Below are 19993 nucleotides of genomic sequence, written 5' to 3'. Positions count from 1 at the left end.
TTCAAAGACACTGGGGAATGTCTTAAATTAGGGAGGAACAGCTTCGATACATATACTATAAAAGATAGATGTGACCCTCGTGTGAACATAGAGTGAAAGAGAGAGGGAGTTTAAAAAAGGATAGAAAGACAAAAAAATAAGACCATCGTATAAAAGATGGTCAAAGGAAGGGGACAATTTATGTCAATTTAATTAGGGATGGAAGCTATTCAAAGACACTGGGGAATGTCTTAAATTAGGGAGGAACAGCTTCGATACATATACTATAAAAGATAGATGTGACCCCCATGTGAACATAGAGTGAAAGGTATGGGGATTTGAAAAATAGTACATATAAAATTATTGTTGCAAGAGTTGTAGAGTTAAGAGAAAGATAATAGAAAGTTTTTCTGTCATAAAATGAAGTAAAGTTCGAATATAAATAAAAGTTGAAATCTATGAAAAAAAGGATTATGCTCAACTATGTTATGAGAATATAAGGTTTATCCCGCTACTTGTAGGTTCTTAAAAACCTGTATTTATGTGAGGATAGAAGCTTCACTTAATAAAGGGAGTTAGTGATATGAAAGTAACAAAAAGACAAAGTTTGTATAATCGTTTTATACAATTAAACCCACCACAAATATTAGCATTAGGTTTTTTCTGCTTAATTGTGGCCGGAGGTTTGTTATTAAAGTTACCATTCGCAACGAAAGTACATATTAGTTGGGTAGATGCTTTTTTTACAGCAACGTCGGCAGCGACTGTAACGGGTTTAGGAGTAGTAGATACTGCAAGTACGTTTACGATGTTTGGTGAAATTGTTATTATGTTTCTAATTCAAACAGGTGGTTTAGGTCTTATGACAATTGCCATTTTAATTGTTTGGGTACTAGGTAAAAAAATTGGCTTACGCCATCGATTATTAATTGGAGAAGCATTTAATCAAACAAATATAGGTGGTCTTGTAAAATTAGTAAAACGTGTCTTTATTTTTTCTATTTGTATTGAATTCATTGGAGTCATCTTTTTATCGTTTCGCTTTATTCCAGATTTTGGTTTTGGGAAAGGTTTATACTATAGTATTTTCCATGTAATTGCTTCCTATAATAATGCGGGGTTTGCTCTTTGGCCAGATAATTTAACAAGGTATGTAGGAGACCCTATTATTAATATTGGAATTTGTTCCTTAATTGTAATAGGAGGACTCGGTTTTACCGTATTAATTGATATATGGTATAGTCGTAGTTTTCGAAAATTATCACTTCACTCGAAAATAATGATTATTGGAACAGTAGCGCTAAATGTTATAGCAATGATTGTGATTTTTGTATTGGAATATAATAATGTGAAGACGTTAGGGAATTTATCTTTAAATGAAAAGTTATGGGCGTCTTTCTTTCAAGGTATTACACCTCGTACAGCTGGTTTTAATACAGTTGACTATGGAGGGATGGAAGAATCATCTATATTATTTACGATGGTTTTAATGTTTATCGGTGCAGGAAGTGTATCGACGGGTGGAGGTATTAAATTAACGACGTTTGTTATTTTAATTACATCTGTCCTTTCTTTCTTTAGAAAGAAGGAGGAAATTGTTTTATTTCAGCGTACAATTAAAATGTCGACAGTAACGAGAGCGTTAGCAATTGTCGTTGCCAGTCAAATACTTATTTTTACAGCAGTATTTGTATTAATGCTTACAGAAGACTTTAGCTTTATTCAGCTACTATTTGAGACAATTTCAGCATTTGGCACAGTTGGATTAACGATGGGGATTACTGCGAAGCTATCAGCATTTGGAAAATGTATTATTATGTTTGTTATGTTTTGTGGATTAATTGGACCGCTAACACTTGTGTTTTCTTTAGCACGCCCAGCAAAACAAAAAATAAAATATCCATCAGAAGATGTATTTACAGGATAAGGTATCTCGCATAAAGCGAGATACCTTTTTCTTTTTAAAAAAGGGAGAACAATAAACCGATAAGTGCTACACGGAATAAAATCGCGATGAGTGCAGCAATTCCACCAACAATGGCAGCGATACCACCAGTTACAGTAGCTCCGCGATTATAAGCGTAAATTCCTAGTAACACAGAAACAAGACCAAATAGTGTTGGGAAGGTGAAGAGTGATAATATAGATAAGGCAAGAGCGATAAAACCGGCAGTTGATCCAGCGGCAGACGATCTTACATCATCTTTATCTTCTTTCTTATCGTAATCATAATCAATGCGCTGTGGTGCAACTTCAGCTGCATATTCTTCTTTATAGTCACTATAATCACTATCTATTCTATCTCTTTTTTTGTAATCATCAAATTTCTCAGTCAAAGTCATGACTCCTTTCATAACAAGGTTCAATAGTAGTATGTATCTCTTTTTCTTTTTTATCCGAGGATAGGCAGGGAGTAATATCCATGTAGAAGAAAATTGTTTTTTTGAAATAGGAAAAGTTAGTATGACTTCCTCTATTTTGGAAAGTATAAAAAGGAATAATGAGGAAAGGGTGCAGTACATAATGGAACATCCAATTGAAAATTTAATGAAAACAGCGATGACAAATTTAAAAGAGATGGTAGATGTAAATACGATTGTTGGAAGTCCGGTTTCGACAGCTGACGGAAATGTAGTATTAACAGTATCTCAAGTGGCGTTTGGTTTTGGAGCTGGTGGAAGTGACTTTAAAGGGGATTTCATTACTGAAAAACATAATGGTGGACAAGGTCAGCATAAAGAGAATAAGCCAGGGCATCCATTTGGAGGCGGAAGTGGGGCTGGGGTTTCCATTAGTCCCGTTGCTTTTTTAGTAGTTGGTTCTAACGGAGTACAAGTATTGCATCTTAACAGTAGTACACATTTAATTGAAAAAGCTTTAAACACTGTACCAAGTACTGTAGATAAATTTGTGAATGGTCGTCAAAAGTGAACTTGCAATTTTTAGGAATTGTGATATATTAGAAAAAGTGCGCTTTAGGATGATCGGAATAATTGAAATGTAAATATATAATAAGATGTGTGGAATAAGGGAGAGGAATGTATGATTAATATTAAAAACTTAGTAGTTGGCTTATTTATGTTAGTAAGCGGCTTTGTTGTATATGTAATAAAAGAAAAAGCTCCATTCTAAAACAGACAAACCGTTACTGTCTGTTTTTAATTTGTAAAAAATATTGACAAGTTACTGTATTGGTGTTAAAATTTTAATTCGTGTCTCGGTTACAGCTAGTGTAAAGTAAATATCTCTTATGAATACAATACGAAAAGTTTGCGAAAGATCGGGTAATTTTATCAACAACTTTTGTGAACAAACCCTATAAATTGTATTTGTAAGCCATATATGTATACTAGTGAATCAAGGAGCGGTCATTGGAACCGTAATGATGAGAGAGAGGTAGGGCTTTCATCCAGTATATGTTACTTTCCCGTTAGGTGAATATAAAAAAGAGGACTCCTTTTTAAAAGGAGTCCTCTTTCTTTTGTGTGTTATACCATAATGAGAAATGACTTTTAAATACGGTTCTCAACTTGCTGACAAATTTCATCTGTTGTTAAACCATGAGCTGTAATTACCGATCCTTTTATTGATGTATCTGCAATCCCCATCACATTAGAATCTTGCCCAGTTACAACACAACAATCGCAGCCTTGTGCATCATTTTCTGAGTTAAGTGTAACGACTTCATGTCCTTGTTGCTGAAGAGCTTGTTGAACATCTGTTAATGAGTTTTCAACGCCAATTCTAGCCATAATTTTCACCTCCTACCATCTAGTTGCTAGTATGCTCAAGTCTATAGCATATATTTATGAAAAGATGGTAGGAAGCATATATTTGTTTAGTCGTTATAAACACCAGTAAGCATTTGACTAACGAATTGATCGTTTAATGTATCCTGTGCGGAAGAAGGATTAGATTGAATATCGATTGAAGCGATAAAATTATTATGTTCTTTGTTATTCGGTTCTACCTCTACATAATTATCGAATTTACAAAAACCTTTCGTATCCATTAGATCAAATAGTTGTAGCATTTCAACTACCTCTTGTCTCGTTCCTTTAATTTGTACACACGCCATATTTATTTCCTCCTTCATTTTGACAAATTGTTTTTTAAAAATAGGATTATGATTTCGAAATGAAAATTATGAATGTTATTTTTACACAGCACTAATTTTTTTATTTTCCCCCTTTTTCAGCAAAAGTCGTTATATATTCCCGAATTTATAAAATCGGACGTCCGTTTATTGAATACAATAGATTCGTACCTCTTAGAGAAAATCCTTCTTTTAAACAAATATTTTTTTTAGTGGAAATTGGCGAAAAAATTTTTTGACTTTTTGTAAACGTTAACAATGTTGTTAAATCAATATAATTAAAGATGTACGTACGATTAAAAATTAAAAATTTTCTAAAAATTAACTTGATTTATTTAGAAAGGAGAGTAAACTAGGAAACAATAAAAAATTCATAGAACATAGGAGGCGCTTTCCAGTGAACGAACAATGGATTTTCTTAAATGGAGAATTTGTTCCAAAAGACGAAGCAAAAGTTTCAGTATATGATCATGGCTATTTATATGGCGATGGAGTGTTTGAAGGCATTAGAGTTTATAGTGGTAATGTTTTCCGTTTGAGAGAGCATCTTGTCCGGTTATATGAATCAGCGAAATCCATCATGTTAGAAATTCCATATTCGTTAGATGAAGTAACGAATATTGTTGTTGAGACGATTCGACAAAATAAATTATCTAATGGATACATTCGCCTTGTTGTATCGAGAGGAGCAGGAAATCTTGGGTTAGATCCTGATTCTTGTAAGACACCGAATGTAGTAGTAATTGCAGAACAACTATCTTTATTCCCACAAGAATATTATGAAAAGGGGATTCCAGTTGTAACAGTTGCAACGCGCCGAAATCGACCAGATGTTTTATCACCTCAAGTAAAATCTTTAAATTATTTAAACAATATTTTAGTTCGTATTGAAGCGAAATTAGCTGGAGTACAAGAAGCACTTATGTTAAATGACCAAGGATACGTAGCTGAAGGTTCAGGAGATAACGTATTTATTGTAAAAGGAAATAAATTAATTACACCACCAAGTTCTGCTGGAGCGTTAGAAGGTATTACACGAAACGCCATTTTAGAAATCGGCGAAAAACTTGGTTATGACGTAAGAGAAGAGTTATTTACAAGGCACGATGTATATGTAGCTGATGAAGTATTTTTAACAGGAACAGCTGCTGAAGTTATTGCTGTTACGACAGTAGATGGTAGGACGATTGGTTTAGGAAAAACGGGACTACATACGAATCGTTTACTAGAAGAATTCCGTAAATTAGTTGTAGAAGATGGAGAGAAAATTTACGAAGAAAATAAAGTTGGATAATAACTCTTTATGAAATGAGAAAGCGTTGATAGGGAGGAGTAGTTGATTGTGAAGCCTCACAGAGAGTCGGTGGTTGCTGGAAACCGATGGTTCACGTCGACGAACATCGCCCTTGAGTGCTAAGCTGAAGCATTTGGTTAGGCTTAGACGGTAGCTCCGTTATTAGCTAGACTCATTTATGGGTCACTGAGGCAAGAGTATTCTTGCGAAGAAGGGTGGTACCGCGAAATCTTTCGTCCCTTCAGCACATAGCTGGAGTGTGGACGTAGGATTTTTTTTATTTATAAATTTTTTTTAAAGGGGGCTTATAAGAACAATGTCTTCAAAAACGGAAGAGAAACTGGCAACTGGTGCACAGCTATTGTTAGAAGCGCTAGAAAAGGAAGGCGTAGAAGTGATTTTCGGTTATCCGGGTGGTGCCGTTTTACCTCTTTATGATGCGCTTTATGACTGTGAAATTCCGCATATTTTAACAAGGCATGAGCAAGGGGCCATTCATGCAGCTGAAGGGTATGCCAGAATTACTGGAAATCCAGGGGTTGTAATTGCAACAAGCGGGCCTGGTGCTACAAATGTTATTACTGGTCTAGCTGATGCGATGATTGATTCATTGCCACTTGTTGTATTTACAGGGCAAGTAGCAACAACGTTAATTGGAAGTGATGCTTTCCAAGAAGCGGATATTATGGGGCTTACGATGCCAGTGACAAAACATAATTATCAAGTGCGAAAGGCCTCGGATTTACCTCGAATTATTAAAGAAGCATTTCATATCGCTAGAACAGGAAGACCAGGTCCAGTCGTAATTGATCTTCCGAAAGATATGGTAGTAGAACAAGGAGAACGATGTAGTGACGTGCAAATGGATTTACCAGGGTACAACCCTAATTATGAACCGAATCTACTCCAAATAAACAAATTATTACAAGCAATTGAGATTTCAAAAAAACCGTTAATTTTAGCTGGAGCAGGTGTATTGCATGCGAAAGCTTCGAAAGAATTAACAAGTTTTGCTCGTAAATATGAAATTCCTGTTGTGCATACGTTACTTGGTCTTGGTGGTTTTCCGCCAGATGATGGACTATTTCTAGGGATGGGAGGAATGCATGGTTCTTACACAGCCAATATGGCGCTATATGAATGCGACTTACTGATTAATATTGGTGCGAGATTTGATGATCGTCTTACTGGGAATTTAGCTTATTTTGCTAAAGAGGCGACTGTTGCACATATCGATATTGATCCAGCAGAAATCGGAAAAAATGTGCCGACTGAAATTCCTATTGTTGCAAGTGCTAAGCGAGCTTTGAAAGTATTACTTCAACCAGAAGGGAAGAAAGAAAATCATCATGAATGGCTCATTTTATTAAAGGGTAGAAAAGAAAAATATCCACTCTCTTACAAACGAAATTCTGAAAGTATTAAACCTCAATACGCAATTGATATGCTATATGAAATTACGAAAGGAGAAGCGATTGTAACAACAGACGTTGGGCAACATCAAATGTGGGCAGCGCAATATTATCCGTTGAAAAATCCAGATAAATGGGTAACTTCTGGAGGATTAGGAACGATGGGATTCGGATTTCCAGCAGCAATTGGTGCACAAATTGCAAAGCCAGAAGAACTAGTTATTGCAATTGTAGGTGACGCTGGGTTTCAAATGACTCTGCAAGAATTAAGTGTCTTAAAAGAACATTCTTTGCCTGTTAAAGTTTTTATTTTAAATAATGAAGCTTTAGGAATGGTAAGACAATGGCAAGATGAATTTTATAATCAAAGATATTCGCACTCTTTACTATCGTGCCAACCAGATTTCGTCGCTCTTGCGAATGCGTATGGCATAAAAGGAATTCGCATAGATGATCCACTTCTTGCAAAGAAGCAAATACAGCATGCGATTGAATTACAAGAGCCAGTCGTAATTGATTGCCGTGTACTTCAATCAGAAAAGGTAATGCCGATGGTTGCGCCAGGGAAAGGTGTTCACCAAATGGAGGGAGTGGAAAAAAGGTGAAGAGAATTGTTACAGCAACAGTTCGAAATCAAAGTGGTGTGTTAAACCGAATTACAGGTGTTATGACACGAAGACATTTTAATATTGAAAGTATTTCAGTAGGTCATACGGAATCATCGGACATATCGCGGATGACGATTGTTGTACACGTTGAAAATGAACAGCAAGTGGAGCAGTTAATTAAACAACTTCATAAACAAATTGATGTTTTGAAAGTATCAGATATTACAGAAGAAGCAATGATTGCTAGAGAATTGGCACTTATTAAAGTCGCAACGTCTGTAGCAAGAGCAGAATTATATAGTTTAATTGAGCCATTTCGAGCCGCTGTAATAGATGTTGGGAAGGATTCCATAGTTGTGCAAGTAACAGGTACGCAGGAGAAGGTAGAAGCGTTAATTGAATTACTTCGTCCATACGGTTTGAAAGAGATTGCTAGAACAGGTGTAACAGCATTTACGCGTAGTATGAAAAAACAAGATAAGCAAGTTATGTTAATTCAATAATCATTTAAATATAGGGGGAAATGAAAATGGCAAAGGTTTATTATGAGAAAGATGTAACGGTAAATGTATTAAAAGAAAAGAAAGTTGCGATTATCGGATACGGCTCACAAGGTCATGCGCATGCGCAAAACTTACGTGATAACGGATTTGATGTAGTAGTAGGTTTAAGAAAAGGGAAGTCTTGGGATAAAGCGAAAGAAGATGGATTTTCTGTATATACAGTAGCAGAAGCAGCGGAGCAGGCTGATTTAGTAATGATTTTATTACCTGATGAACTGCAGCCAGAAGTATATGAAGCTGAAATTGCACCAAATTTACAGGCAGGAAATTCTCTCGTTTTTGCACACGGATTTAATGTTCACTTTGATCAAGTGAAACCACCAGCTAATGTAGATGTATTTCTAGTAGCGCCTAAAGGTCCAGGGCATCTTGTACGCCGTACGTTTGCTGAAGGCGGAGCCGTTCCTGCATTATTTGCCGTATATCAAGATGCGACAGGAGTTGCGACTGAAAAGGCACTTTCTTATGCTGATGGAATTGGAGCGACGAGAGCGGGCGTATTAGAAACGACGTTTAAAGAAGAAACAGAAACAGATTTATTTGGAGAGCAAGCTGTACTTTGCGGCGGAGTAACTGCGCTAGTAAAAGCTGGATTTGAAACGCTAGTTGATGCAGGATACCAGCCTGAACTTGCATATTTTGAATGTTTACATGAATTGAAACTTATTGTTGACCTTATGTATGAAGGTGGACTTGAAAATATGAGATATTCAGTTTCAGATACAGCGCAGTGGGGAGACTTCGTATCAGGACCACGTGTTGTAACGGAAGATACGAAGAAAGCGATGGGTGCAGTGCTAGCCGAAATTCAAGATGGTACATTTGCAAGAGGTTGGATTGCAGAGCATAAAGCAGGAAAACCAAATTTCCATGCGACAAATGAGAAAGAGAATGAACATGAAATCGAAGTAGTTGGACGTAAATTACGTGAAATGATGCCTTTCGTACAGCCGCGAGTAAAGGCAGGGGTCAAATAATATGAAGCAGGTTTTGTTCATGGATACGACGCTACGTGATGGCGAACAATCACCAGGAGTGAATTTAAATGAACAAGAGAAATTGCAAATTGCAAGGCAATTAGAGAGACTTGGTATTCATGTAATGGAAGCTGGCTTTGCAGCAGCTTCCGAAGGCGATTTTCAATCGGTAAAGCGCATCGCAAATACCATTCAAAATGCTACAGTTATGAGTTTAGCTAGAGCGAAAGAAAGTGATATTCGAAGAGCATATGAAGCTGTGAAAGGTGCCGTATCTCCTCGTTTACATGTATTTTTAGCTACGAGTGATATTCATATGAAATATAAACTTTGTATGTCAAAAGAAGATGTGTTAGATAGTATTTATCGCTCGGTTACGCTTGGGAGATCTTTATTTCCGACAGTGCAATTTTCTGCAGAAGATGCGACAAGAACATCAAGAGATTTTTTAGCTGAAGCAGTAGAAGTTGCGATTCGTGCAGGAGCGAATGTAATTAATATTCCGGATACAGTTGGATATACGAATCCGGAAGAATATTATTCTCTTTTTAGATACTTACAAGAATCCGTTCCTTCATATGAAAAAGCGATTTTCTCTTGTCATTGCCACGATGATCTTGGGATGGCGGTGGCAAATTCGTTAGCTGCGGTTGAAGGTGGAGCACTGCAAGTAGAAGGAACGATTAATGGCATTGGAGAAAGAGCAGGGAATGCCGCACTAGAGGAGGTCGCAGTTGCTCTTCATATTAGAAAAGATTTCTATAAGGCGGAGCCTTCGATGACGCTAAAAGAGATTAAATCGACAAGTACATTAGTAAGTAGGTTAACGGGTATGGTTGTACCGAAAAATAAAGCGATTGTGGGAGCAAATGCTTTCGCTCACGAATCAGGCATTCATCAAGATGGTGTTTTAAAAGAAGTGACAACATATGAAATCATTGAACCAGCACTTATAGGAGAATCTCAAAACCTATTTGTACTTGGCAAACATTCTGGGCGTCACGCATTTACAGAAAAAATGAAAGAACTAGGCTATGAATTTACAAACGAAGAACGCGATGTGGTGTTTGAAGCGTTTAAAAAATTAGCTGATCGTAAAAAGGAAATTACGGAAGAAGATCTACGTGCACTTATGCTTGGCGAAGCAGCTTTTGCAGCGCAGCAATATAACATTACGCAATTGCAAGTACACTTCGTATCGAATAGTACACAGTGTGCGACAGTTGTATTGAAAGATGAGGCGGGAACTATATACGAAGATGCAGCGACTGGTTCTGGAAGTATTGAAGCGATATACAATGCGATTCAAAGAATTTTAGGGTTAGAATGTGAATTGGCAGATTATCGCATACAATCTATTACACAAGGTCAAGATGCACTTGCTCATGTTCATGTTGAATTAAAAGAAGGAACGCATCAAGTATCAGGTTTTGGTGTTGCGCAAGACGTATTGGAAGCATCGGCGAGAGCATATGTTCATGCAGCTGGAAAATTGAAATCGTTTATAGCGCTTGTAAAATAAGGGTTTGATAGGTGAGTAAAGCTTTCCTCACCTATCAAAATAAAGTTCTGAAAATTCAGTTAAAAGGAGTGTTAAAATTGGAAAAACGTATCGTTTGTTTAGCTGGTGATGGTGTCGGCCCGGAAATTATGGAAAGTGCAAAGGAAGTATTGCGTATGGTAGAGAGACTATATGGGCATCATTTTCATTTGCAAGATGAGCACTTTGGTGGTGTTGCTATTGATTTAACGGGGCAACCATTACCACAGCGAACACTTGCCGCTTGTTTAGCGAGTGATGCGGTTTTACTTGGGGCAGTTGGTGGACCTCGTTGGGATGGTGCGAAAGAAAGACCGGAGAAAGGATTATTAGCTTTAAGAAAAGGACTTGGTGTATTTGCGAATGTTCGCCCTGTAACGGTAGAAAGCTCAACTTCGCATTTATCCCCATTAAAAAATGCTGATGAAATTGACTTCGTTGTCGTTCGTGAATTAACAGGTGGTATTTATTTTTCTTATCCGAAAGAGCGAACGGAAGAAGTCGCAACGGATACACTTACGTATCATCGTCATGAAATTGAACGTATCGTTTCTTATGCTTTTCAATTAGCGAGTAAGAGATCGAAAAAAGTAACGTCTATTGATAAGGCGAATGTTTTAGAATCTAGTAAATTATGGAGAACTGTTACGGAAGAAGTCGCTCTTCGTTATCCTCATGTTGAGTTAGAGCATATTTTAGTAGATGCAGCTGCTATGGAGTTAATTCGGAACCCAAAGAGATTTGATGTTATCGTAACAGAGAATTTGTTTGGTGATATTTTAAGTGATGAGGCTTCTGTATTAGCAGGGTCATTAGGAATGCTTCCATCAGCGAGTCATGCGGAAAACGGGCCATCTTTATATGAGCCTATTCACGGTTCAGCACCGGATATTGCAGGGAAAAATAAAGTAAATCCAATTGCGATGATGCGTTCGGTTGCGATGATGCTTGGGCAATCATTTGGATTAACGAGAGAAGGATATGCGATTGAAGAGGCAATTTCTGCAGTTCTTCAATCTGGAAAATGTACAGTTGATATTGGGGGAGATGAGACGACAACTTCATTTACGAAGGCGGTTGTTCAAGAGATGGAAGAGCAGGCACTAGTAGGGAGAGGAAGATAATGGGGAAAAGGTTGCTAGATAAACTTTGGGAAAGACATGTAGTTACAACAAATGAAAATGGATTGGATTTATTATATATTGATCTTCATCTCGTTCATGAAGTAACTTCACCGCAAGCCTTTGAAGGCTTGCGGCTTGCAAATCGAACTGTTCGGAGACCGGAATTAACGTTTGCAACGATGGATCATAATATTCCAACGAAAGATGTTTGGAATATTACCGATCGCATTGCGAAGCAGCAATTGGATACACTTCGTGAAAATTGTAAACAATTTGAGGTGCGATTAGCTGATATTGGTGATGAAGAGCAAGGAATCGTTCATGTTATCGGGCCGGAACTTGGACTCACACAACCAGGGAAAACGATTGTTTGTGGTGATAGCCATACAGCAACTCACGGTGCTTTCGGTGCGCTAGCGTTTGGTATTGGTACGAGTGAAGTAGAACATGTATTAGCAACTCAAACGTTGTGGCAACGAAAACCGAAAGCGATGGGGATTGAATTAACAGGAAAGTTACCGAAAGGCGTTTATGCAAAGGATATTATTTTACATCTTCTCTCAAAGTACGGTGTAGCGGTTGGGACTGGGTATGTAATGGAATTCTACGGAGAGACGATTCGTGATATGGGAATGGAGGAGAGAATGACACTTTGTAATATGGCAATTGAAGGAGGAGCGAAAGCAGGCATTATTGCACCGGATGAAAAAACATTTTCTTATGTAAAAGGGCGTAAATATGCACCAAAAGACTATGAATCTTTCACGGAAAAATGTTCGGAGCTTTATACAGATTCAGATGCGATTTATGATTTACATATTTCAATAGATGTTACGAATCTAGCTCCATACGTAACTTGGGGAACAAATCCTAGTATGGGTGTTCCTATTGATGAAAAATTACCAGAAAAGCATAACGAAAATGATGAAAGAGCATTTTCATATATGGGATTGAGCCCTGGACAAAATACGTTTGAAATTCCTGTTAAGCATGTCTTTATTGGTTCTTGTACAAATTCACGTTTATCTGACTTAGAAATTGCTGCATCCGTTGTAAAAGGGAAAAAGGTAAAAGAAGGTGTGCGGGCACTCGTTGTACCAGGATCAAAAAGTGTGAGAGAGCGGGCAATGCAAAAAGGCTTACATCACATATTTGAAGAAGCGGGGTTTGAATGGAGAGAGCCTGGCTGCTCAATGTGCCTTGGGATGAATCCAGATCAAGTACCTGAAGGAGAACATTGTGCGTCTACTTCAAATCGTAATTTTGAAGGAAGGCAAGGGAAAGGGGCAAGAACACATTTAGTAAGTCCAGCTATGGCAGCAGCTGCTGCATTATATGGGCATTTTGTTGATATTAGAAAGGAGAGTTACGATGGAGCCATTTCGTATTCATAAAGGTACTGCCGCAGTACTTATGAATGATAACATTGATACAGATCAAATTATTCCGAAACAATACTTAAAGAGAATTGAAAGGACAGGATTTGGAAAGTATTTATTTGATGAGTGGCGTTACGATAATGAGCGCCATGAAAATCCTAATTTTCCCCTTAATGCACAAGAACGAAAGGGAGCAAGTATATTAATTACAGGTGATAATTTTGGATGCGGTTCTTCAAGAGAGCATGCTCCGTGGGCCCTTGCTGATTATGGTTTCCGCGTTATTATCGCAGGGGGATTTGCAGATATTTTTTATATGAATTGTATGAAAAATGGTATGTTACCGATTGTAATGGATAAAGAGATGCGTGAACAACTTGCTAAAACAAATGCGAGAGATCAAATGGAAGTCGATTTAGAGAATGAAGTCATTACTACAAATATGCACAGGTTTCATTTTACAATCGAGAAAATGTGGAAAGAAAAATTATTAAATGGTCTAGATGAAATTGCCATTACGATGCAATATGAACAAGAAATTGAAGAGTATGAAAGAAAAGTAGCTTTATATTAAGAAATAACGGAATGTTAAAAATGTATTTACATTCAGAATTAACTGTTATATACTATGGAAAAATCAGAGGAGAAAGGGAGTAAGTATTATGAATATCGTACAATCTATTAAAATGCTTACACAACTACATCATCATACATGAAACCCTTGAACCTAACGTGAAAACGTGTAGGCACAAGGGTTATTCCCGTTGTACCTACACTCTACTAAAGAGTCTTGTAGGTATTTTGTCTACAAGGCTCTTTTTATTTTCGGTTTGGGTGAATGGAATGGGCATACATTAGAAAGGGAAGGGCGTGTGAATTCAGATGACAAAGTGGAAGCGGGCAAATCCGAATGGAACGAGAGATTACTTATTTGAAGAATGTACGTTAATTGAAGAAGTGGAACAAAAATTAAGACATACATTTTTAGAGAGAGGCTATGAGGAAATAAGGACACCTACAATTGAATTTTATGATGTGTTTGCTTTTCAAAATCGGCCGATAGATGAAGAGAAGATGTATAAATTTTTTGATGAAAAGGGACGGATTATCGTGTTACGTCCAGATATGACGATTCCTTTAGCGAGAGTAATTGGAACGCAAAGGTGGGATACGCCTCTTAAGGTGACATATAGTGGAAATGTATTTCGGGCGAATGAGTCTCTGTCTGGAAAATATAATGAAATTGTACAAAGTGGTATTGAAATTATCGGGATTGATAATATAAGAGCTGAAATTGAATGTGTGATAAGTGTAATGCAAGCACTACAAAGGTTGAAGGTACAATCTTTTACAATCGAAATTGGGCAGGTAGAGTTATATAAATGTATTGTAAAAAAGCTCTCTATTCATGATGAAGAAGAGAGAGTACTTAGAACGTATATAGAAAGCAAAAATTATGCTGCTCTCTCAAATTTTATCGGAGAAAAGAAATTAGATCGGTGCGATGAAACAGTAAAATTACTTGAGAAATTACCAAGGTTATTTGGGAATTTAGAGGTTATTGAGGAAGCTGAAAAACTCGCCTCAAGTAATGAAATGAAAATGGCCATTGCAAGAGTGAAAGAAATATATGAAGCGGTTGAAAGGCTAGGCTATGGACCTTACATATCCATTGATTTAGGCATGATTCAACATTTGGACTATTATACGGGTATTATTTTCAAAGGGTATATATATGAAATTGGAGAAGAGATTGTTAGTGGTGGAAGATACGATGAGTTAATTGGGAATTTTGGAGAGATGGTGTCAGCGGTTGGCCTCGCGGTGCAAGTAAATCAAATAGTCAAGGCACTTCAAGAGCAACAAGAATCTTATAAACGAGAGCCAATAGATATGATGATACATTATGAATTGAATAGATTAGCGGAAGCTGAAAGGTTAAGAAACTTACTTCGAAAGGACGGGAAGAATGCCCAGTTATCTTTATTCTCTAATTTAAACGACACATTTCAATTTGCAAAAAACAATAAAATAGTAACGGTCGTTGAGGCAAGGAATGAATCATTGGTGGAATATGTATGGAAAGAGAAATGGGTCGTTCAGAAAGAAGGGGAGACTTCATGCGTAACATTCAAATTGCGTTAACGAAAGGAAGATTAGAGAAACATGTTATCCCGCTGTTTGAGAAAATTGGAATTGATTGTTCAGAGCTTAAAGATAAAGGGAGAAAGCTTGTCTTTCAAAGTAAAAATACAAATATTTCATTTATTTTAGTAAAAGCGGTTGATGTTGCTACTTATGTAGAACATGGAGTAGCTGATATTGGGATCGTTGGAAAAGATATTTTAATGGAAAACGAGAAAGATATATATGAAATGTTGGATTTAGGAGTGGGTATGTGTAAATTTTGTGTCGCTTCTATTCCTACGTATAATCCGAAGAGTTACCGAAAGAAACGAATTGCTACGAAATATCCACACATCACTTCCAATTATTTTCACGAAAAGGGAGAAGATGTAGAAATCATAAAAATAGAAGGTTCTGTAGAAATTGCTCCGCTTCTTGGATTAGTAGATGCGATTGTTGATATTGTTGAAACAGGAAAAACACTACAAGAGAATGGGCTCATTGTATTTGAGGAAATGTATTCTATATCCGCTCGAATGATTGTAAATAAGGCAGCTTTAAAAACTAAAAAAGACGAAATATTCAGTATTATAAATATGATGGAGCAAGAAATTTTATCAGGGAAATAGGAGGGCTTACAATGGAGATCATTTATGAAGACTTCAAGGAGGCATTATCCAAAATAAAAGTGTTGCGAGAAAACGCTAATATAATAGAAGAAACTGTTCAAAGAAGTGTAAGGGAAATCGTTCAAAACGTAAGAGAAAGTAAAGATGAGGCTTTATCTTTCTATACAAAAAAGCTTGATGGTGCGGATGTTAAAAATTTTCGTGTAAGTGAAGAAGAAATAAAACAAGCAAGTGCGTTTGTAGAACTTTCTTTTTTAGAGGCGCTACAAGAGGCGAAGAAAAACATTATCTCATATCATGAAAAGCAAAAGAGGCAATCTATGTTTGATTGCGAAAGTGATGGGATAATTAGAGGGCAGCTCATTAGACCGTTAGAAAATGTAGGTGTATATGTGCCAGGCGGGAAGGCATCGTATCCCTCTTCAGTATTAATGAATGTATTGCCAGCCAAACTGGCAGGTGTGAAAAAAATTGTAATGGTAACACCGCCAAGGCAAGGAGGAATTGACCCGCATATATTAACTGCCGCAGGTCTTGCAGGTGTAGATGAAGTTTATATGGCTGGTGGTGCCCAGGCAATCGCTGCTTTAGCGTATGGGACGGAATCGATTCCGAAAGTGGATAAAATAGTTGGACCGGGAAATTTGTACGTCGCTTTAGCGAAGCGAGAAGTATACGGAATAGTAAATATCGATATGATTGCTGGGCCATCAGAAATTGTAGTTATCGCTGATGAAACAGGCAATGCCAAATATATCGCTGCTGATTTATTATCGCAAGCAGAACATGACGAGAGGGCAACAGCGATTTGTATTACAACGAATATAGAACTAGCTAAAGAAGTAGGAAGAGAGATAGAAAGACAGTTAGAAACATTACCAAGAAGTGAAATCGCTCGTGAATCAATCAAAAGAAATGGAGCCATTTTTATCGTTTCTTCTTTAGATGAGGCACTAAAGTTATCAAATGAAATAGCTCCAGAACATTTAGAGTTACATATAAAAGAGCCAATGAATGCTCTAGCTTATGTGAAACATGCAGGCTCTATTTTCCTTGGGCCATATGCACCAGAGCCGCTCGGCGATTATTTGGCAGGACCGAATCACGTTTTACCGACAAGTGGAACAGCAAGATTTTTCTCCCCGTTATCAGTCGATGATTTCGTAAAAAAATCAAGCTTTCTTTCTTATACAGAGGAAGCGTTAAAAAATGTGCAACATCATATTGTAGAACTTGCAAATAAAGAAGGTTTATATGCACACGCAAGAGCAGTCCAAATGAGATTTGAGGAGGAAGAATAATGCGACAGTCGAGTCAAGTACGTGAAACGACAGAAACAAAAATTAAATTAAGTTTGCAGCTTGATGAAAGTACGAATGTTTCTATTCAAACAGGAGTAGGTTTTTTTGATCATATGCTAACTTTATTTGCAAGGCATGGACGATTTGGTTTACAAATTGAAGCTGAAGGTGATGTGTTTGTCGATGCACATCACACGGTTGAAGATGTTGGAATTGTACTCGGAAATTGCTTGAAAGAAGCATTGCAAAATAAAGAGAGTATTAATAGGTACGGTTCCGCATATGTACCGATGGATGAATCTTTAGGTTTTGTCGCAATTGATATAAGTGGACGTTCCTATATTGTGTTTCAAGGCGAGTTAACAAATCCGAAATTAGGCGATTTTGACACAGAATTAACGGAAGAGTTTTTTAGAGCAGTTGCTCATGCAGCAAATATTACGTTACACGCTCGTATTTTATACGGAAGTAATACACATCACAAAATTGAAGCTTTATTTAAGGCATTTGGTCGAGCGCTTAGAGAGGCAGTCGAAAAAAATGACAACATTACTGGTGTAAATTCAACGAAGGGGATGTTGTAATTGATTGCTATTGTAGATTATGGGATGGGAAATATTCGTAGTGTGGAACAGGCATTAAAATATATTGGAGCAGAGTATATCGTAACGGATGATAGAGAGGAAATATTGAGAAGTGATGGCGTTATTTTACCAGGAGTAGGGGCATTTCCGAAAGCGATGGACGTTCTAGAAGAAAAAAAATTAGTATTTGTGCTAAAAGAGATTGGGAATTTAGGGAAACCGTTCCTTGGTATATGTTTAGGTATGCAACTTTTATTTGAAAAAAGTGAGGAATTAAAAGACTGTAGCGGATTAAGTTTATTGCCAGGTGTTATTCGGAAATTAAAAGTGCCTTATAAAATTCCACATATGGGATGGAATGAATTGAAGAAAGAAGGAGAAATACCACTTTGGAATGGAATAGAAGACGGTTCTTTCGTATATTATGTCCACTCTTTTTATGCAGATTGTCCAAAGGGGATTGTGTATGGGGCAAGCGAGTATGGGGTACAAGTACCTGGTTTTGTAGCGAAAGGAAATGTATTTGGAGCGCAGTTTCACCCTGAAAAAAGTGGGGAAGTCGGAATACAAATTTTAAAGAATTTTAAAGGGGTGGTAGAAGCATGGAAGTTTTCCCAGCTATCGATTTAAAAGAAGGGCGATGTGTCAGACTTTATCAAGGAGAGTTTAGTAAAGAAACGGTTATGAATGAAGATCCGGTTGCGCAAGCGATCATATTTGAAAAGCTTGGAGCGAAAATATTACACATTGTTGATTTAGACGGTGCAATTGCTGGAGAGTCTTTAAATTTGTTTATCATTGAAAGAATATGCAGGGCGGTACGTATTCCTGTGCAAGTTGGAGGAGGGATTCGATCGCTTGTAGCAGTGGAGAAGTTATTGTTAGCAGGTGTAGAAAAAGTCATTTTAGGAACAGCTGCTCTTTATGATAAGTCATTTTTAGAGGAAGCAGTTCGGCTATATAAAGAGAAAATAATTGTTGGAATTGATGCGAAAAATGGTTTCGTAGCAACGAGAGGTTGGCTTGATGTGTCTGAAATTTCTTATATTCATTTAGCGAAGCAAATGGAGAGTGTAGGTGTTCAAACGATTGTATTTACAGACATCTCGAGAGATGGGACACTTGCAGGACCAAATTTTGAGCAATTAGGGTTACTGCAAAAAAGTGTGGGTATTCGTCTCATTGCCTCTGGAGGAGTGGCGTCTATTCAAGATGTGAAAAGGTTAAATGATATGAATATACATGGTGTTATCATTGGTAAGGCTCTTTACGAGAATACAATTGATTTAGAAGAAGTGCTAGAGGTAACAAAGCTATGTTAGCGAAACGAATTATTCCATGTCTAGATGTGAAAGAAGGGCGAGTCGTAAAGGGTGTAAATTTTATAGGATTACAAGATGTCGGTGATCCTGTTGAAATAGCGGCTTTATATAATGATGCGGGAGCAGATGAAATTGTATTTTTAGATATTACTGCGACACATGAAGGGCGAAAAACGATGATAGATGTTGTAGAAAAAACTGCCTCAAAAATATTTATTCCTCTTACAGTAGGTGGGGGGATTTCTAATGTTCAAGATATATACAATCTGCTACGAGCCGGTGCGGATAAAATTTCAATTAATTCAGCAGCAGTACGGAATCCAAAACTAATTCAGGAAGGTGCAGAACATTTTGGCTCGCAATGTATTGTTGTAGCAATCGATGCTAGAAAAGTAGCAGAAGGTAAATGGAATGTATACGTAAATGGCGGGAGGGTTGATACAGGAATGGATGCAATCGAATGGGCGAAGCACGCCGTACAATTAGGGGCAGGAGAAATTTTGCTAACGAGTATGGATGCAGATGGAACGAAGGATGGATACGATCTTCAGTTAACAGAAGCAATTTCAAGTAGCGTTTCCGTCCCGGTAATTGCATCAGGAGGATGTGGTCATGCGGATCACATTATAGAGGTATTTAAAAAGACAACAGTCGACGCAGCGCTAGCAGCATCAATCTTTCATTATGGTGAAGAGACTGTGCAGGATGTAAAGAGAAAATTAAGAGAAGCAAACGTTGAGGTGCGACTATGAAGCCTAACTTCTCAAAAGGGTTATTACCAGCAGTGGTGATAGAGGAAGATACGAAAGAAGTTTTAATGCTCGCTTACATGAATGAAGAAGCGTATGAAAAGACGTTAGAAACAAAAAGGACGTGGTTTTATTCTCGCTCAAGACAATCGTTATGGAATAAAGGAGAAACATCGGGCAATATGCAGTATGTTCAATCCCTTTATTTAGATTGTGATCAAGATTCAATTGTAGTTGTTGTAAAGCAAGTAGGACCTGCTTGTCATACGGGAGAGAAAACATGTTTTCATTATAAAGTTATATAGGGGG

The 19993-nt window shown here is 37.3% G+C and carries 22 protein-coding genes, 1 pseudogene and 1 other annotated feature; of the genes and pseudogenes, 20 read left to right on the top strand and 3 right to left on the bottom strand.

Annotation, left to right across the window (positions count from 1 at the left end; all coding sequences use genetic code 11):
• Positions 1-562 precede the first annotated feature (562 nt).
• On the top strand, positions 563-1906 hold the full coding sequence (locus JDS92_RS21565) for a TrkH family potassium uptake protein (RefSeq protein ID WP_098710936.1): 1344 nt from the start codon (positions 563-565) through the stop codon (positions 1904-1906).
• A gap of 34 nt (positions 1907-1940) precedes the next feature.
• On the opposite strand, the gene JDS92_RS21560 is transcribed toward JDS92_RS21565, so the two are convergent.
• Positions 1941-2333, bottom strand: a complete 393-nt coding sequence (locus JDS92_RS21560; protein ID WP_002038267.1) for a hypothetical protein — start codon at positions 2331-2333, stop codon at positions 1941-1943.
• A gap of 109 nt (positions 2334-2442) precedes the next feature.
• Here JDS92_RS21560 and ytfJ point away from each other — a divergent pair, with 109 nt between their 5' ends.
• Entirely contained in the window at positions 2443-2910 is a 468-nt protein-coding gene (ytfJ, locus tag JDS92_RS21555) for a GerW family sporulation protein (protein ID WP_002038268.1), read from the top strand.
• Positions 2911-3021: 111 nt separating this feature from the next.
• Positions 3022-3111, top strand: a complete 90-nt coding sequence (locus tag JDS92_RS21550) for a hypothetical protein (RefSeq protein WP_000608227.1) — start codon at positions 3022-3024, stop codon at positions 3109-3111.
• A 380-nt stretch (positions 3112-3491) separates the two neighbouring features.
• On the opposite strand, the gene JDS92_RS21545 is transcribed toward JDS92_RS21550, so the two are convergent.
• Together JDS92_RS21545 and JDS92_RS21540 are read right to left on the bottom strand one after the other, a co-directional pair.
• Entirely contained in the window at positions 3492-3731 is a 240-nt protein-coding gene (locus JDS92_RS21545; RefSeq protein ID WP_000101014.1) for a YkuS family protein, read from the bottom strand.
• A gap of 86 nt (positions 3732-3817) precedes the next feature.
• On the bottom strand, positions 3818-4057 hold the full coding sequence (locus JDS92_RS21540; protein WP_000752506.1) for a DUF3911 family protein: 240 nt from the start codon (positions 4055-4057) through the stop codon (positions 3818-3820).
• 59 nt (positions 4058-4116) lie between these two features.
• On the opposite strand from JDS92_RS21540, the pseudogene JDS92_RS31415 reads away from it, so the two are divergent.
• The 17 genes and pseudogenes from JDS92_RS31415 to hisI all read left to right on the top strand — a co-directional run bounded on the left by JDS92_RS31415 (position 4117) and on the right by hisI (position 19989).
• Positions 4117-4314 (top strand): annotated as a pseudogene (locus JDS92_RS31415) (hypothetical protein).
• 158 nt (positions 4315-4472) lie between these two features.
• A complete protein-coding gene (ilvE, locus tag JDS92_RS21530; RefSeq protein WP_001005499.1) occupies positions 4473-5369 on the top strand; it encodes a branched-chain-amino-acid transaminase in 897 nt (298 codons plus the stop codon).
• Positions 5370-5385: 16 nt separating this feature from the next.
• Positions 5386-5613, top strand: a binding site (T-box leader).
• Between the two features lie 72 nt (positions 5614-5685).
• Positions 5686-7386 carry an acetolactate synthase large subunit gene (ilvB, locus tag JDS92_RS21525; protein ID WP_097959606.1) on the top strand — a complete coding sequence of 567 codons (1701 nt, stop codon included), beginning with the start codon at positions 5686-5688 and terminating at the stop codon, positions 7384-7386.
• The gene (ilvN, locus tag JDS92_RS21520) at positions 7383-7892 is read left to right on the top strand and encodes an acetolactate synthase small subunit (protein ID WP_000822948.1); all 510 of its coding nucleotides are present in this window, start codon (positions 7383-7385) and stop codon (positions 7890-7892) included. Before ilvB ends, ilvN begins: the two co-directional genes overlap by 4 nt.
• Before the next feature lie 26 nt (positions 7893-7918).
• Positions 7919-8929, top strand: a complete 1011-nt coding sequence (ilvC, locus tag JDS92_RS21515; protein WP_001151727.1) for a ketol-acid reductoisomerase — start codon at positions 7919-7921, stop codon at positions 8927-8929.
• Between the two features lies 1 nt (position 8930).
• Positions 8931-10451, top strand: coding sequence for a 2-isopropylmalate synthase (gene leuA, locus JDS92_RS21510; protein ID WP_199632474.1), 1521 nt, complete (start codon positions 8931-8933; stop codon positions 10449-10451).
• Positions 10452-10528: 77 nt separating this feature from the next.
• Complete coding sequence (gene leuB / locus JDS92_RS21505; protein ID WP_087970652.1) at positions 10529-11593, top strand: 3-isopropylmalate dehydrogenase; 1065 nt, start codon at positions 10529-10531, stop codon at positions 11591-11593.
• Positions 11593-12987, top strand: coding sequence for a 3-isopropylmalate dehydratase large subunit (gene leuC, locus JDS92_RS21500; RefSeq protein ID WP_000520120.1), 1395 nt, complete (start codon positions 11593-11595; stop codon positions 12985-12987). Before leuB ends, leuC begins: the two co-directional genes overlap by 1 nt.
• Positions 12965-13546, top strand: coding sequence for a 3-isopropylmalate dehydratase small subunit (leuD, locus tag JDS92_RS21495; protein WP_098710935.1), 582 nt, complete (start codon positions 12965-12967; stop codon positions 13544-13546). The genes leuC and leuD overlap by 23 nt, the downstream gene beginning before the upstream one ends.
• Before the next feature lie 308 nt (positions 13547-13854).
• Positions 13855-15117 (top strand): ATP phosphoribosyltransferase regulatory subunit, encoded by a 1263-nt coding sequence (locus JDS92_RS21490; protein WP_000170288.1) that lies wholly within the window; start codon positions 13855-13857, stop codon positions 15115-15117.
• Entirely contained in the window at positions 15093-15728 is a 636-nt protein-coding gene (hisG, locus tag JDS92_RS21485) for an ATP phosphoribosyltransferase (protein ID WP_001244463.1), read from the top strand. The genes JDS92_RS21490 and hisG overlap by 25 nt, the downstream gene beginning before the upstream one ends.
• A gap of 11 nt (positions 15729-15739) precedes the next feature.
• Positions 15740-17029 carry a histidinol dehydrogenase gene (gene hisD / locus JDS92_RS21480; RefSeq protein ID WP_000402922.1) on the top strand — a complete coding sequence of 430 codons (1290 nt, stop codon included), beginning with the start codon at positions 15740-15742 and terminating at the stop codon, positions 17027-17029.
• Positions 17029-17613, top strand: a complete 585-nt coding sequence (hisB, locus tag JDS92_RS21475; RefSeq protein ID WP_001249957.1) for an imidazoleglycerol-phosphate dehydratase HisB — start codon at positions 17029-17031, stop codon at positions 17611-17613. The genes hisD and hisB overlap by 1 nt, the downstream gene beginning before the upstream one ends.
• On the top strand, positions 17614-18243 hold the full coding sequence (gene hisH, locus JDS92_RS21470) for an imidazole glycerol phosphate synthase subunit HisH (protein ID WP_199632473.1): 630 nt from the start codon (positions 17614-17616) through the stop codon (positions 18241-18243).
• A complete protein-coding gene (gene hisA / locus JDS92_RS21465) occupies positions 18216-18935 on the top strand; it encodes a 1-(5-phosphoribosyl)-5-[(5-phosphoribosylamino)methylideneamino]imidazole-4-carboxamide isomerase (RefSeq protein ID WP_199632472.1) in 720 nt (239 codons plus the stop codon). The genes hisH and hisA overlap by 28 nt, the downstream gene beginning before the upstream one ends.
• The gene (gene hisF / locus JDS92_RS21460; RefSeq protein ID WP_000880098.1) at positions 18929-19687 is read left to right on the top strand and encodes an imidazole glycerol phosphate synthase subunit HisF; all 759 of its coding nucleotides are present in this window, start codon (positions 18929-18931) and stop codon (positions 19685-19687) included. Before hisA ends, hisF begins: the two co-directional genes overlap by 7 nt.
• Positions 19684-19989 carry a phosphoribosyl-AMP cyclohydrolase gene (gene hisI, locus JDS92_RS21455; RefSeq protein ID WP_000803970.1) on the top strand — a complete coding sequence of 102 codons (306 nt, stop codon included), beginning with the start codon at positions 19684-19686 and terminating at the stop codon, positions 19987-19989. Before hisF ends, hisI begins: the two co-directional genes overlap by 4 nt.
• Positions 19990-19993 lie beyond the last annotated feature (4 nt).

Origin of the sequence: Bacillus cereus group sp. N12 (genome assembly GCF_016483575.1) — a bacterium.
Taxonomy (GTDB): domain Bacteria; phylum Bacillota; class Bacilli; order Bacillales; family Bacillaceae_G; genus Bacillus_A; species Bacillus_A toyonensis.
Note: the sequence above shows the minus strand (reverse complement) of the source record. Positions and strands in the feature narration are given on the sequence as shown.

Excerpts from the sequence above, each read along its gene's own strand:
- JDS92_RS21565 (WP_098710936.1), top strand. The coding sequence starts at position 563 with ATGAAAGTAACAAAAAGACAAAGTTTGTATAATCGTTTTATACAATTA.
- JDS92_RS21560 (WP_002038267.1), bottom strand. The coding sequence starts at position 2,333 with ATGAAAGGAGTCATGACTTTGACTGAGAAATTTGATGATTACAAAAAA.
- ytfJ (WP_002038268.1), top strand. The coding sequence starts at position 2,443 with ATGACTTCCTCTATTTTGGAAAGTATAAAAAGGAATAATGAGGAAAGG.
- JDS92_RS21550 (WP_000608227.1), top strand. The coding sequence starts at position 3,022 with ATGATTAATATTAAAAACTTAGTAGTTGGCTTATTTATGTTAGTAAGC.
- JDS92_RS21545 (WP_000101014.1), bottom strand. The coding sequence starts at position 3,731 with ATGGCTAGAATTGGCGTTGAAAACTCATTAACAGATGTTCAACAAGCT.
- JDS92_RS21540 (WP_000752506.1), bottom strand. The coding sequence starts at position 4,057 with ATGGCGTGTGTACAAATTAAAGGAACGAGACAAGAGGTAGTTGAAATG.
- ilvB (WP_097959606.1), top strand. The coding sequence starts at position 5,686 with ATGTCTTCAAAAACGGAAGAGAAACTGGCAACTGGTGCACAGCTATTG.
- ilvC (WP_001151727.1), top strand. The coding sequence starts at position 7,919 with ATGGCAAAGGTTTATTATGAGAAAGATGTAACGGTAAATGTATTAAAA.
- leuA (WP_199632474.1), top strand. The coding sequence starts at position 8,931 with ATGAAGCAGGTTTTGTTCATGGATACGACGCTACGTGATGGCGAACAA.
- leuC (WP_000520120.1), top strand. The coding sequence starts at position 11,593 with ATGGGGAAAAGGTTGCTAGATAAACTTTGGGAAAGACATGTAGTTACA.
- leuD (WP_098710935.1), top strand. The coding sequence starts at position 12,965 with ATGGAGCCATTTCGTATTCATAAAGGTACTGCCGCAGTACTTATGAAT.
- JDS92_RS21490 (WP_000170288.1), top strand. The coding sequence starts at position 13,855 with ATGACAAAGTGGAAGCGGGCAAATCCGAATGGAACGAGAGATTACTTA.
- hisG (WP_001244463.1), top strand. The coding sequence starts at position 15,093 with ATGCGTAACATTCAAATTGCGTTAACGAAAGGAAGATTAGAGAAACAT.
- hisD (WP_000402922.1), top strand. The coding sequence starts at position 15,740 with ATGGAGATCATTTATGAAGACTTCAAGGAGGCATTATCCAAAATAAAA.
- hisB (WP_001249957.1), top strand. The coding sequence starts at position 17,029 with ATGCGACAGTCGAGTCAAGTACGTGAAACGACAGAAACAAAAATTAAA.
- hisA (WP_199632472.1), top strand. The coding sequence starts at position 18,216 with ATGGAAGTTTTCCCAGCTATCGATTTAAAAGAAGGGCGATGTGTCAGA.
- hisF (WP_000880098.1), top strand. The coding sequence starts at position 18,929 with ATGTTAGCGAAACGAATTATTCCATGTCTAGATGTGAAAGAAGGGCGA.
- hisI (WP_000803970.1), top strand. The coding sequence starts at position 19,684 with ATGAAGCCTAACTTCTCAAAAGGGTTATTACCAGCAGTGGTGATAGAG.